Annotated in this window: 15 protein-coding genes; 8 read left to right on the top strand and 7 right to left on the bottom strand. The window is 61.3% G+C overall.

All coding sequences use genetic code 11. The annotated features are described in order from the left end of the window. Positions 1-172: 172 nt before the first annotated feature. The 3 genes from AAIL67_RS09780 (at position 173) to upp (ending at position 2,971) form a co-directional block, all read left to right on the top strand. Positions 173-1,069: an enoyl-CoA hydratase-related protein gene (locus AAIL67_RS09780; protein WP_343483883.1), complete on the top strand. Its 897-nt coding sequence runs from the start codon at positions 173-175 to the stop codon at positions 1,067-1,069. A gap of 182 nt (positions 1,070-1,251) precedes the next feature. Beyond that, the gene (locus tag AAIL67_RS09785) at positions 1,252-2,226 is read left to right on the top strand and encodes a threo-3-hydroxy-L-aspartate ammonia-lyase (RefSeq protein WP_003062769.1); all 975 of its coding nucleotides are present in this window, start codon (positions 1,252-1,254) and stop codon (positions 2,224-2,226) included. Between the two features lie 112 nt (positions 2,227-2,338). Continuing rightward, entirely contained in the window at positions 2,339-2,971 is a 633-nt protein-coding gene (gene upp / locus AAIL67_RS09790) for a uracil phosphoribosyltransferase (protein WP_003062768.1), read from the top strand. Positions 2,972-3,089: 118 nt separating this feature from the next. Here upp and AAIL67_RS09795 read toward each other — a convergent pair whose 3' ends face one another. Both AAIL67_RS09795 and AAIL67_RS09800 read right to left on the bottom strand, forming a co-directional pair. After that, a complete protein-coding gene (locus AAIL67_RS09795; RefSeq protein ID WP_343483884.1) occupies positions 3,090-4,193 on the bottom strand; it encodes a DUF6817 domain-containing protein in 1,104 nt (367 codons plus the stop codon). A 4-nt stretch (positions 4,194-4,197) separates the two neighbouring features. Then, positions 4,198-4,998: a MetQ/NlpA family ABC transporter substrate-binding protein gene (locus AAIL67_RS09800; RefSeq protein WP_343483885.1), complete on the bottom strand. Its 801-nt coding sequence runs from the start codon at positions 4,996-4,998 to the stop codon at positions 4,198-4,200. A gap of 293 nt (positions 4,999-5,291) precedes the next feature. Here AAIL67_RS09800 and AAIL67_RS09805 point away from each other — a divergent pair, with 293 nt between their 5' ends. Further along, a complete protein-coding gene (locus AAIL67_RS09805; RefSeq protein WP_343483886.1) occupies positions 5,292-5,978 on the top strand; it encodes a type 1 glutamine amidotransferase domain-containing protein in 687 nt (228 codons plus the stop codon). Here the strand turns inward: AAIL67_RS09805 and AAIL67_RS09810 are convergent. Beyond that, positions 5,963-6,424: a MerR family transcriptional regulator gene (locus AAIL67_RS09810; protein ID WP_343483887.1), complete on the bottom strand. Its 462-nt coding sequence runs from the start codon at positions 6,422-6,424 to the stop codon at positions 5,963-5,965. The two genes, AAIL67_RS09805 and AAIL67_RS09810, sit on opposite strands and share 16 nt — an antisense overlap. A 270-nt stretch (positions 6,425-6,694) precedes the next feature. On the opposite strand from AAIL67_RS09810, the gene AAIL67_RS09815 reads away from it, so the two are divergent. Beyond that, positions 6,695-7,084 (top strand): hypothetical protein, encoded by a 390-nt coding sequence (locus AAIL67_RS09815; RefSeq protein WP_343483888.1) that lies wholly within the window; start codon positions 6,695-6,697, stop codon positions 7,082-7,084. Between the two features lie 49 nt (positions 7,085-7,133). Further along, a complete protein-coding gene (locus AAIL67_RS09820) occupies positions 7,134-8,117 on the top strand; it encodes a catalase family peroxidase (RefSeq protein WP_080944414.1) in 984 nt (327 codons plus the stop codon). 219 nt (positions 8,118-8,336) lie between these two features. On the opposite strand, the gene AAIL67_RS09825 is transcribed toward AAIL67_RS09820, so the two are convergent. After that, a complete protein-coding gene (locus AAIL67_RS09825; RefSeq protein ID WP_003062761.1) occupies positions 8,337-8,771 on the bottom strand; it encodes a hypothetical protein in 435 nt (144 codons plus the stop codon). A 336-nt stretch (positions 8,772-9,107) separates the two neighbouring features. Then, positions 9,108-9,350, bottom strand: a complete 243-nt coding sequence (locus tag AAIL67_RS09830) for a DUF2938 family protein (RefSeq protein ID WP_080554099.1) — start codon at positions 9,348-9,350, stop codon at positions 9,108-9,110. A gap of 39 nt (positions 9,351-9,389) precedes the next feature. Here AAIL67_RS09830 and AAIL67_RS09835 point away from each other — a divergent pair, with 39 nt between their 5' ends. After that, a complete protein-coding gene (locus AAIL67_RS09835; protein WP_179626402.1) occupies positions 9,390-9,839 on the top strand; it encodes a GNAT family N-acetyltransferase in 450 nt (149 codons plus the stop codon). A gap of 301 nt (positions 9,840-10,140) precedes the next feature. Here the strand turns inward: AAIL67_RS09835 and AAIL67_RS09840 are convergent, their stop codons facing one another. After that, positions 10,141-11,121, bottom strand: coding sequence for a DJ-1/PfpI family protein (locus AAIL67_RS09840; protein ID WP_279085791.1), 981 nt, complete (start codon positions 11,119-11,121; stop codon positions 10,141-10,143). 108 nt (positions 11,122-11,229) lie between these two features. On the opposite strand from AAIL67_RS09840, the gene AAIL67_RS09845 reads away from it, so the two are divergent. After that, complete coding sequence (locus tag AAIL67_RS09845; RefSeq protein WP_003062758.1) at positions 11,230-11,823, top strand: isochorismatase family protein; 594 nt, start codon at positions 11,230-11,232, stop codon at positions 11,821-11,823. Positions 11,824-12,087: 264 nt separating this feature from the next. On the opposite strand, the gene AAIL67_RS09850 is transcribed toward AAIL67_RS09845, so the two are convergent. Continuing rightward, complete coding sequence (locus AAIL67_RS09850; RefSeq protein ID WP_080554098.1) at positions 12,088-12,969, bottom strand: amidohydrolase family protein; 882 nt, start codon at positions 12,967-12,969, stop codon at positions 12,088-12,090. Positions 12,970-12,971 lie beyond the last annotated feature (2 nt).

The raw sequence follows: 12,971 nt of genomic DNA on the forward strand, positions 1-12,971 counted from the left end.
TCTGGTTGAAGTTGCTGGAACACAGCATCCATCTCTTCACCAGCTTCTCTGCCAGCCGCTCCATGCACCCAGGAGGGAACGGCTGGCACCGCAGGTTTGACCCAGACCGGCTTTTCTGTCTGCAGTCGCAAGTGTGACTGGCGCGGCCTACGCAGCAAGACACCATGCCGGCATGCCCCATACCTCTGACGACACCTTGCTGACCGCCGGTCTGAGCAGCTTTCGCCTGGACCTGGTCGACCATATTGCCCATCTGGTGCTCAACCGCCCCGATGCCTTCAACACTCTGAATCCCAGGTTCTGGCAGGAGCTGGACCTGGTGCTGGACACACTGCAGCGCAGCGGCCAGTCGCGCGCACTGGTCATCAGCAGCACGGGCAAGCATTTTTGCGCCGGCATGGCACTCGAGACCTTTGCCGACCCCGCCTTTGCGCCCAATGACCGCACGCCCGAGGGCCGCGCCGCCATCATCGACACCCTGGCCCAGTTGCAGTCCACCTTCAACAAGATCGAAGCCCTGCGCATGCCCGTGATCTGCGCCATTCAGGGCGCCTGCGTGGGTGGCGGACTGGATCTGGTGGCCACTGCCTGCATACGCTATGCCAGCGCCGAATCCTTTTTCTGCGTGCAGGAGATCAATATCGGCATGACCGCCGACCTGGGCAGCCTGCAGCGCCTGCCCAAGCTGATGCCGCTAGGCATCGTCAAGGAGCTGGCCTACACCGGCCGCCGCATGACAGCGCAGGAGGCCGCCAGTCACGGTCTGGTCAACGCCGTCTACGACACGCCCGAAGCCACCGTCACAGCAGCTCTCGCCTGCGCGCGCGAGATTGCGGCCAAGCCGCCCGTGGCCATCTGGGGCAGCAAGCAGGTGATCAACTACGCGCGCGACCACAGCGTGAGCGACTCGCTGCAGCAAATGGGCTGGGTGCAAAGCGGCATCTGGAGCAACCGCCATGTCATGGAGGCCGTGAGTGCCATGCAGGCCAAGCGCGCCGGTGACTTCCCTGCTCTGGAGCCGCTACAGGCATTTGCACCAGCACTTCCCAAAGCAGGTGATCGCTCCTGATTAAATAGCCACCAGCCCCTCTCAATAAAGGCCTGCATGCCTTTTCCGCTCGTATTTCTCTATCTTCTCGATGGCCTGCTGGGCGCCATCGACGTGTAGCCAAGCGACAACGCAGCGATTCGGGCTGGAGTGGAGCATGCCCCGTTATCATGGGCTCAGTCACCACCTCAGCCTGTCCTGCCATGAGCACAAACACCGCCCCCCTGCCCACTTATGACGATGTCGTGGCCGCTGCCCAGCGCCTGCAGGGCGTAGCCCACCGCACGCCGGTGCTGACCAGCCGCACCATGGACGAACAGCTGGGCGCGCGCCTGTTCTTCAAATGCGAGAACCTGCAGCGCATAGGCGCTTTCAAGTTTCGCGGTGCCTATAACGCTCTGGCCCAGTTCACACCCGAGCAGCGCAAGGGCGGCGCCCTGGCCTTTTCCTCCGGCAACCATGCCCAGGCCATTGCCCAGGCGGCCCAGTTGCTGGACATGCCTGCCCTGATCGTCATGCCCGAGGATGCGCCGGCCTCCAAGATGGCGGCCACGCGCGGCTATGGCGCCCAGGTCGTCACCTACAACCGCTTCACCGAAGACCGCGAAGCCATCGCTCACAAGCTGGCGACCGAGCGTGGCATGACGCTGATCCCGCCTTACAACCACCGCGACGTGATCGCCGGTCAGGGCACGGCGGTCAAGGAATTGCTGGAGGAAGTGCCGGATCTGGACTATCTGTTTGTCTGCCTGGGTGGCGGCGGTCTGCTCTCGGGCAGCCTGCTGGCCGCCAACGCCCTGGCTCCGCAATGCAAGGTAATCGGCGTCGAGCCCGAAGCGGGCAACGATGTGCAGCAGTCGCTGCGCGCCGGCCATATCGTCAAGATCGATACGCCGCGCACCATTGCCGACGGTGCCCAGACCCAGGCGCCGGGCGATCTGACCTTTGCCATCATCCAGCAGCGAGTGAACGAAGTTCTTACCGTTAACGACGAGCAATTGGTCCAGGCCATGCGCTTTTATGCCGAGCGCATGAAAATCGTGGTCGAACCCACGGGATCGCTGTCTCTGGCAGCTGCCATCCACGGCGGTTTGCCGCTCAAGGGCAAGCGCGTGGGCATTGTGATCAGCGGCGGCAATGTGGATTTAGAGCGTTTTGCCAGCCTGCTGTCCGAGTGACAGCGAAAATAGCGTCCGTTGCGGCCCTGCCCGCATCCGCCTGATCCCATTTTTTGCAAGCACGAGTCCGCCACAAGCGGGCCTGCCTGCCTTCACCACAAAGACCAAGAACATGAGCACTCTGCATTTGATCGACCACCCTCTGGTCCAGCACAAACTGACACTGATGCGCCGCAAGGAAGCATCGACCAACAGCTTTCGCCGCATGCTGGGCGAGCTGTCCACGCTGATGGCCTATGAGTTGACACGCGACTTCCCGCTGCAGGATGTCGAGATCGAAACCCCCATGGAAAAGACCATGGGCAAGGTCATTGACGGCAAGAAACTGGCGCTGGTTTCCATTCTGCGTGCCGGCAACGGCTTCCTGGACGGCATGCTCAACGTGGTGCCCGGCGCGCGCATCGGTCACATCGGCCTGTTCCGCGACCCCGAGACCCTCAAGCCCGTCGAGTACTACTACAAGATGCCCGAAAACATGGGCGAGCGCGACGTGATCGTCGTCGACCCCATGCTGGCCACCGGCAACTCGGCCGTGGCGGCCGTGCAGCAGCTCAAGGACAAGAGCGCGCCCAAGTCCATCAAGTTCATGTGCCTGCTGGCCGCCCCCGAAGGCGTGAAGACCATGCAGGCCGCCCACCCCGATGTGGACATCTACACCGCCGCCGTGGACCGCGAGCTGGACAGCCATGGCTACATCCTGCCCGGCCTGGGTGATGCGGGCGACCGTATCTTCGGCACCAAGTAAGCACGGCTGCTTGCCAACAAAAAGCCCCAGGCGCAAGGCCTTGGGGCTTTTTTCATACTCAAAATAGCCTGCAGCGCTTATCCATCAAGCGCTGGCAGCTATCAATTTCAGATCCAGTTCAGATCTGATTCAGCGCCACATTGTTGAGCTTGTCCAGCCGAGCAGGCCAGCTGCCCTGCTCGGCCGACTGCAGCAGAATGCGCGCCCAGGCCATCCAGGCGTCCCACTGCACGCGCTTGTCCCAGGCATTGCCCCAGCTGCTGAAGCACTGCAGCGCGCTCTCGGCGGCCCGAGCGGCATCGGTGTTGCGCCCTGTCGTGAGGTAGAGCTGGGCCAGCACCATCTGCGGCTCGCCCACCCAGGGGTTGAGCGCGACAGCCTGCTCCAGCGTGGCGGTGGCTGCATCCAGATCGACCAGCGGCTGATCGAGCTGAATCACTGACCAGTACAGCGCTACGGCCGCTGCCTCGTTGCCAGCGCTCAGCAGCTGGCTGCAATTCGCAAAAACGGGCGGCAGCGGCAGCTGGGTCTTGAGCGCAGGATGCTGCAGCGCCTGGCCCAGGCCGCTGATCTGGCTGAGCATGCGGCTGCTCGGGCGCATGGGGCCGGGCCACAGCGACGCTGCCCAGTGCACGGCCTGCTGACGACTGTGGTCCACGGCCGGGAAGCGCGAGTAGATGTCTTCCTGCCAGCTGAACCACTGCTCCATGCTGTCGGCCATGCTGACGATCGCGAACACAGCCACTTCATAGGCGGTGAGTCTGATGGTCTCGCGCGGCTCGGGACCGTTGCGCTCCAGCTGCATGCTGCCGTCCGCCGCGATATCGCCGGCCAGCAGCTTTTGCACGAACTGGGTGCGGCTCATGGTGCAGAACAGATAGACCAGATGCTCGGCCTGCTCGCCGATCAGGCGCTTGAGCTGCTCGCGCTCATTGCCGGCATCGAACTTGACCAGATCGACAAAGGCATTGCCGTAGACACTGTGCAGCAGACCCAGCAGGCGCACGTCCCTGGGTTGCTGCCACAGCGCCAAAGAGCGCGCCACGCCTGCCAGATGGTGGCGAAAAGTGCCAGCCTTGTGCCAATCCTGGCCCACACCGCGCTCCAGCACCACAGGCAGCAGCTGCGCCAGATCGGCGTCACGGCTCAGCCATTCCTCGTCCAGCAAGGTCTTGGCGCGCTCGAACAGCGCCTCATCCAGTTGATTCCAGGGCTGATTCATGCGCTCACCATGCGGTTGTGTAGGCACCCTTGAAGGTCTTTTCCACAAAGGCCTTGACCTCGGGTGACTGGTAGGCCTTCACAAACGCCTGCAGGCCTTTGCTGTTCTCATGGCCAGCGCGCGTGACGATGAGCACGGTCACATAAGGCGTGTTCACATCTTCCAGCGCCAGCGAGTCGCCCTGGGGGGACAGGCCGGCTGCCACGGCATAGCTGCTGTTGACGGCCGCGGCATCCAGGTCATCGAGGGCGCGGGCCAGTTGGGCGGCTTCGAGCTCGACAAACCTGAACTTTCTGGGGTTGGCCGTGATGTCCAGCACCGAAGCGCGCGCACCGGCATCGGCCTTGAGCGTGATCAATCCCTGCTTGGCCAGCACCATCAGAGCACGCGAGCCATTGGTGGGGTCGTTGGGAATGCCCACGCGCGCGCCGCTCTTGAGATCGGCCAGCTTTCTGACCTTTCTGGAGTACACACCCATTTGCTGGTTCACAGCCTTGGCCACGGGCACCAGCTTGTAGCCACGGTCCTTGTTCTGGGCATCGAGGAAGGGCTGGTGCTGATAGATGTTGGCGTCGAGATCGCCGGCGGACAGCGCCGCATTGGGCTGGATGAAGTCGCCAAACTCCACCAGCCTGACCTTCAGGCCCTGCCTGGCTGCAACCTGCTTGGCCACTTCGGCAATCTGGGCGTGGGGGCCGGCCGTTACGCCGACGGTCACGGCCAGATCCTGGGCCTGGGCCAGCAATGCGGCAGGTACCAGGGCGGCAACTGCCAAGGCTTTTACGAGAGAACGCTTGTGCACCATGGGCACCTTTCAAGACAAATCCGAGAAACTCAGGTCCGCCAAGCATGTACACGCTCAGGGACAGCAGCTTGAAACTTAACGCATAAAGCAAACCTCAGCAGCCTGGCTGGGGCCCGCCCCCATCACAAAGCGGAATGGCTGGCAGCGCGGCTCGGAAAATATCAATAAAAACCACCCCAACCCCTTACTCATAAAGCGATTAAAGCTATCAAAACAGGAATACCTCGAGCACACTGCATGCTTGACATTGAACTGCACTTCAAGCTTAAGTTGGGAGCCACAGGAGACTCCCCATGCCCCGTCGCATTCTTCACGTCGTCAGCAACGTCGCCCATTACGATGACCCTGCCGAGCCCACCGGCCTGTGGCTGTCAGAGCTCAGCCATGCCTGGGAAGTCTTTGCCCAGCGGGGTTACGCGCAGCACCTGGTCAGCCCGCTGGGCGGCCACTCGCCGCTGGAGCCGCGCTCGCTGAAATGGCCGAACCGGGATGCCACGGCCAGGGCATGGCTGGCGGATGCAGCGCGCATGGCCCTGCTATCCAACACGGCCGCCCCTGATGCCGTGGACGCGCAAGACTTTGATGCCATTTATTTCACCGGCGGCCATGCCGTGATGTGGGACTTTCCATCCTCGCAGGGGCTGCAGCGCATCACGCGCGACATCCATGAGCACGGTGGCGTCGTTGCCTCGGTCTGCCACGGCTATTGCGGTCTGCTCGAAACCCGTCTGTCCGATGGCTCGCTGCTGGTCGCCGGACGCAGGCTGACAGGCTTTTCCTGGCTGGAGGAAAGGCTGGCCGGCGTGGCCGGTAAAGTACCGTACAACGCCGAAGCGCTGATGCGCCAGCGCGGTGCCCAATATGAGAAAGCCCGACTGCCCTTTGTCTCCAAGGTGGTGACGGACGGCAGGCTGGTGACGGGGCAAAACCCGCAGTCGGCCCGGGCCACTGCCCTGCAGGTGGCTCAGTTGCTGGGCTGAGCGGGTCGACCCGCCGCCTCCCCGTCCCCCTCCCCCTCCCGCCCCAGCAAGCGCATTTGCGACAGCACACGCCGTGCGTTGCCGGCGCAGTCCATGTCTTCGGGTCTGGCCTCGATCTGGGCGATCAGCTCGCCCAGATCGGCGCGATTTTGCGTCAGCTGTACCAGCATCAGATCGATGCTTTGCAGCTTGCGATGCAGCGTGGCCAGCAACACGTCATGCTGCCACTGCTCCAGATCCTCGGGCAGCAGCTGGCGCAGCTCCTGCAGGCTGAAGCCGGCCCGCTGCGCCGTGGCAATCAGCCTGAGCGCCAGCACCGCCTCTTCGGGATAGCTGCGATAGCCGTTGGCCTGACGCTGGGCAACGCTCAGCAGGCCGATGCGCTCGTAAAAACGAATGCGCGATGCGGCAAGACCTGTGCGCTGGGCGAGTTCTCCGATTTTCATGTACGCCATTCTCGCGCAATCCGCGCTTGACCTTGAACCAAGCTTCAAGCTCACGCTTGCATCACTACCGGTCGTTGAGGCCGGCGAAGCCTGTGCTTCAAGGAGTGGAATCGCAGATCCATTCGGGTATCAATGGGCGGATCGCCTTGCGCTGCACTGCGCAGGGCGATTTCTGCCCGGACAGCCTCGGAGGATGAACGGGCAGAGTTTTCAATGGAATAAACAGCGTCCTTGAACTGTTTACAGCAGGTCAACCTCAAGGAGATCTCCATGACCCGTCTCGCTTCCTTCGCCCCCCTCACCTCGGTGTTCCTGGCGGCCTGTGCCGTGACAACTGCCGCCCAGGCGCAGGCGCCCGCTTCTGCCATGAATGGCGTGCTCGTGGGCCCCAACCAGATGACGCTTTATATCTTTGACAAAGATGCCGCCGGATCCGGCAAGAGCGTATGCAACGGTGGCTGCGCCACGAACTGGCCGCCTCTGACGGTGGCCCCGGGGGCGACGGCTACCGGTGACTGGAGCTTGGTTGTCCGCGACAACGGTGATCAGCAATGGGCCTACAAGGGCCGTCCTCTCTACTACTGGGCCAAGGATGCCAAGCCCGGAGACAGAACGGGAGATGGATTGCTCAACAACAGCTGGCACATCGCCAAGCCCTGAGAACTCAAGCCTGGATCATCAAGAGGAAGAAACAATGAAGCTCCGAAAAATGAAGCTCGCGCTGAGCTGTGTCATGGTGGTGTCGCCGGTTTTCACCCTGGCAGCCGAGCAGGAGGTGACGGCACCGCGGGTGGTCCAGGCTCTGGAAGCGACCTTTGGCGTTCATCAGGGAGAGCGCCGCAATCACATCAAGGGGACCTGCGCGGTGGGCGAATTCACCGCTACCGCCGAGGCCGCCAGCTACTCGCGCTCTGCACTGTTTTCCGGCCAAGCCGTTCCGGTGATTGCGCGCTTCTCGCTGGCAGGAGGAAACCCCAAGGTTCCAGATGTTGCCCAAAGCGCGCGTGGAATGGCCCTGCAATTCAAGCTCCCCAAAGGGCAGTTGCACCAGATGTCCATGCTGAACACCCCCATGTTTGGCGCCGCCCACCCCGGAACGTTTCTGGACCTGACCGAAGCTCAGCGCCCCGATCCAGCCACCGGCAAGCCGGACCCGGAAAAGCTCAAAGCATTCAGGGCCTCCCATCCTGACAGCCTGGCTCAGGCGCAATACCTGGCCAGCCACAACCCTCCCGACAGCTACACCCGCAGTGCATTCTTTGGCATTCACACCTTCAAGTTCATCAATGCTCAAGACAAGGTGACTCTGGTGCGCTGGCGCTTAGTACCGCAGGAAGGGGAGAAGCCGCTAAGCAACGAGGCGCTGAAGACGGCTGGAACGGACTTTCTGGAAACCGCCTTGATCCGCAGCACATCAAATAAACCGGCTCGCTGGGACATGCTGGTGACGGTCGGGCAGCCGGGTGATCCCCAGGACGACCCCACGCAATCATGGCCCGCACAGCGACCTGAGTTCAAGGCCGGCACCTTGACGATCACGAGTGCTTCGACTCAGAAAGGAGGCTTGTGCGAGCCGATCAACTTTGATCCGATGGTGATGGCCGACGGCATTGCGCCCACCAATGATCCGGTGCTCCGCTTTCGCTCCCAGGCCTATGCGGTGTCATTTGGCAAGCGCTTGAGTGGTCAATGAACTCCGAGGATCAAGCTCAGTGCATTCCTCCTTAGGTTCCAGCAAGGCCAAAGTCAAGCAAGGGTGAACCTGGAAGGCAAGCTACCGGCCGATCTTCGACTGTCGTTAATCGGCCGGTAGCAGCCAGTAGCGGCCACACAGTGCCGTGTCCCAGTCACGTTGGGCATGTGGCACATGCTTGAAGATGACGCTGTGATCTGAAAAGGGATCTTGCGCATGTCACCCCTTCCACTCGAATGCGCAGGCCGTCTGGCCACTCGGTGCATTTCGCAGGCGGTTCAGAAAATTCAACTGGCTTCTGGCCGTTTGACTCCCCTTTACGGCAGCTTGCCGCAGCCAGTGAGCTGCCTCGCAGCGATCTGCCTTTACCGCAGCGCCGTACAAGGTTGGGCCGGCCAGAAGCACCCATGCCAGTGTTTCCTGCGCTTGTGCCTCGCCATCGCGGGCCGCCTGGCGCAGCAACGCGAGCATAGGGGCGTAGTCACCTGCAGTCTGGGCTTCCAAGGCCAGTTGAAATCGCTGCTCTGGGCTGGTTGCCATGTCAAAAGACAAGGGGGTCGCCAGCGCCAGCGCGCCAGACAGGGTTGCTGCGATGAACAAGGCACGCACTGCATGTCGGGCCGGTGTGGCAATTGAGCGGAATTCGAATCGCATTTTTGTCTCCACTTGAACTGAGTGGGCCCATCGTCGTAACAATCTCGCTCGCTGAAAATTGGGAATTTTCGAAGATGCCCTCAGGGCCACCCAGAGGCTGATTCGAACTGATGTATCGACCCAGCGAAAAGCCTGCACTGGACCGCCCCGGGGTTTTGAGGAGGCTTTAACTCATAAGAAGGTGAATCGGCGGCAGTCCAGTAGCAGATACTGGCTTTGGAGTCGCCGATGCTGATGTCGCAATGAAAGACTGCAGGCATTGATCAAGGCGCAGCGAACGACAGCAACGGGTCGTGAGCATTCCTTGGCGGCAGGCTGTTACCGGCCAAAAGCAGACTATCGGTAGTCAGATTTAGAAGTGACTGCTTTCGCGCACAGATACAGGCCCACTCCAAAAACAATATGTGTGGCCAGTCCCAGTGCACGACTTTGCCAAGGATGAGGAGCTTTGCGGCTTGCCAGCCCAGCTTCTAAAGCAGGCAGCAGAATCACCCAAGGCAGTACCAAGGTCGCACCGCCGAAGATCAGCGCAGGAGCCAGCGTAGGAGCCTGTATCCACAAAGGCGGCGCAAAGCACATGACCTCTACTTCTGTGCATTCAAGCACGCTACTAAAGCAATGAAAATCGATATTGAACCGATCCCTAATTCCGCTCAACACGAATTGAAAACGATGCTTCTCGGCTACCTGACCGAGTTGGGGGTGGATGCGGAATATACCTATCTCCCTCTCTACTGGACTGAGCCAGGGCGGTTTCCCTATTTCATCCTTGCAGATGGTCAGGTTGCTGGTTTTGCACTCGTTCGTACTCTAGACGAGTCACCTCTCTTCGAGATGGCCGAATTCGGCGTTTCAAAGTCGTATCGTGGTCTCGCTATAGGAAAGACCGCGGTAAAGGCTCTTTTTGCCAAGCATCAAGGGCATTGGCGAGTCGCTGTGATGCCGGGCAATCTCTCGGGGTTGCGATTCTGGCGCTCCGTGGTGCCACGCAGCACGTCGGTAGCATTCAGTGAAGAGCCCGATGAGGCTCCTTGCATGTTGATGTCGTTTTCTACTGCACAGCCCTGAATTCCGTGTCGGTTCGCTCAATGGCTGCTTGACAACGTTATGAGCGACGGCTTTGGGTCGTTCTGAGACGGCCGCCTATCGGTCAGAAACAGATATTTGATTCAGTGAATTACCGCCGTCCTACTGATGTGTAACCCAGACATTCTGTGTTGCGCCGTCCGTTTCAAACCGCAAGTTTGGCGGACCAAAGCGAGCAAGGCAATCTGGGCTGCAGCGCTTGCAAGCTGCGAACCGGTGATACCTGGTCTGAACGCTTGAGCAGTAGCTACGCATGAGTTGCCCGGTTCTGCGGCCTGCCTCTTCATTCATGGGTGCGAAATCGGCTGCGGTACTCGGCAGGTGTGGTGTTCAGTTGCCTGCGAAACGCGCGAGTCAGCGTATCGGTAGTGCCTAGACCGCAGGCGATGGCGATGCGCACCAGTGACTCATCAGACGTCTCAAGGCGGTTGCGCGCCATCTCCACGCGCACGGACTCTATATACGCGGCAGGCGTGGTGCACAACTCGGTCTTGAACAGGCGGGCCAGTTGTCGCTCGCTGACGTGGATTCGTTCGGCCAGGAGCGGCAGCGTGAGCGGCCTAGCAACGTTCTGCGCTATGTAGTGGCGTAGCGCGTCCATACGGCGTGTGGTCGAAGGCTGGGCTATGGCTACGCTGAACTGGCTCTGCCCGCCGGGCCGCTTCAGGAACATGACGAGCTGCCGGGCCACACGCTGTGCCGCTGCCTCGCCGAAGTCGTCTGCCACCAGGGCCAACGCCAGATCCAGACAGGCTGTCAGGCCCGCGCCCGTCCACAGATTGCCTTCGCGGATAAAGATCGGCTCGGCATCCACGGTAACGGCTGGGTACTCTGCTGCCAGCTGCTGCGCGGTGGACCAGTGCGTGGTGACACGCTTGCCATCCAGCAGCCCTGCCGCGGCGAGCACATGTGCGCCCACGCAGACGGAGGTGACGCGGCGGGTGCGGGCAGCCAATTTCTTCACCCACGACACGACTTGCGGGTCGACCACGGCGCGCAGTTCGCGCGCCGCATTCCTTTGCACCGCACCGGGCACTACCAGCGTGTCGATGCGCTTGCGCGCCAACTGGGCAAAGGTGATGTCAGGCAGCACGCGCACACCCGCAGAGGTCTGCACTGCCTCCAATGTCTCAGCCGCCAGCACTACACGATAGCCTGTGGGCTGCTCCATCTCGCGCTCGAGTAGCGAGAACACTTCGGCGGGACCGGTCATGTCCAGCAGATCCACCTGATTGAACAGAACGATGACGATGAGGCGTTCCATGTGCTGCCTGCAGAGAGTGTCTGAATCTGCATGTTATATGACATTGCAGACATTACCCTGCTTTCCTACCATTCCTTCATCGCTCAACATTGACAAGGAAACCGGACCATGACCCCCTCGAAGACCCTGAGAGAACTCAACGCCCTCGACGCCTCGCCTGCCACCCTGGCCAACGCCACCTTGGTGCTGGTGGACTACCAGAACACCTACACGCGCGGCGTGATGGAACTCACGGGCTGGAAGCCCGCGCTGGAAGCTGCCTCAGCCCTGCTTGCCCGCGCACGTGCAGCGGGAACAAAGATCATTCATGTGATGCATGACGGCGGCGCGGGCTCTGCTTACGACATCACGGAGGACATCGGGCAGATTCACGCCAGCGTGGCGCCCATCACTGGCGAAGCCGTGGTGGTGAAGCAGGCCCCCAACAGCTTTGTGGGAACCAATCTCGGTGAGCTGGTAGACGCAGCAGGCCGCCAGCAACTCATCATCATCGGCTTCATGACCCATATGTGCGTGACATTCACGGCCGAGGGCGCCTTTCTACGCGGCAACCAACCAACCATCGTGGCCGATGCCTGCGCCACGCGCCCCTTGCGCAGTGCCGTGGCAGAGGTGGAGGCAGTGCAGCTGCATCACAGCGCACTGGCGACCATTGCTGATTTGTACGGTGTCGTCGTCCCCTCGGGCACCGCTCTGCACTGAAGTTTGGCGGGATCCGCAGCTCAAGTGGCTCTGGTTGATGGCCTCTGCCTACTTGGGCCCAAGGGGCTGAGCCCATTGGCAGCCTTGAGATGCCGTGCGTGTATGTCCTCGCAAAATCGCCCCGGTAGCGCTGAGACATGTTTTGAGCAAGTGCTGCGGCCCGCTCGGCCCTCCCCCCTTGGCAAAGCGCTCCCCCGCTTTGTCTTTGAAGCAGCCAAGCGGTTGCTCCCCGGTTTGCTGGACACTTTCAGCCCAATTGAGCACTCAATCCGAAACCCAGCCAAACAGGCGCGCCGGATTTTTCACCAGCACCTGTTGCTGCTCATCCTCATCCATCAGCCAGCGGCCTATGTCCTGTTGGATGGTCTGCGCGGGCACCGTGCGGAACTGGCTAGGCTCCAAGGCTGAGACGCCAGCATCCCTGGCTGTATGCGGCCAGTCACTGCCCCACAGCACTCCCTGTGGAGCATGGCTCACCAGATGCCTTGCCCAGGCGCAGGCCCATTGCGCTTCAGCCAGACGATAAGGCGCGGAAAGCTTGACAAATATCCGGCCACTTTCAGCAAGTCGAAGCAGCAATCCGTCATCTTGAGAGGCTGTTGCCGGGAACGGCACCATTGCGAAATGGTCCAGGACAAAAGACCCCGGCAACCGACTCAGGTGCGTGCTCACAGCTTGCAGCACCGGGTAAGCCATATATAGCTGGATACTCCAGCCCAGATGGCAAACGCGCTCGCTCCAGTATGAGAGTTCGTTGCAAGCCGAGGCGACGTCTTCGTTGCCCGAGCTTTGCAGGTTCACGCGGATTGCTCGCACACCTGCTGCATGCCAGACATGCAGCTGAGCCTCGCTGACCTCGCGCGGTGCGACTGCCACGCCACGAGCACTGTCACCGAGCTCGGCCAGGGCATCCAGCAGGCACTGGTTGTCAAACCCGTAAACGCTTGGCTGCACCAGCACCACGCGCTGCATGCCGATGGCCTGCAAATGCTGCCGCAGCGCCTGAACCGATGCTTGACGCGGTGTGTAGTGCCGCATTGGATCCATGGAATACTGCTGCTGCGGCCCAAATACATGGGTGTGCGTGTCGCAGCGCAAAGCCGGGAGCTCTGCCCCCGTCCTTGAACTTCGGTCAACTACCGCCATGA

This window comes from Comamonas sp. A7-5, from assembly GCF_039581385.1.
In the GTDB taxonomy this organism is placed as follows: Bacteria; Pseudomonadota; Gammaproteobacteria; order Burkholderiales; family Burkholderiaceae_C; genus Comamonas; species Comamonas thiooxydans.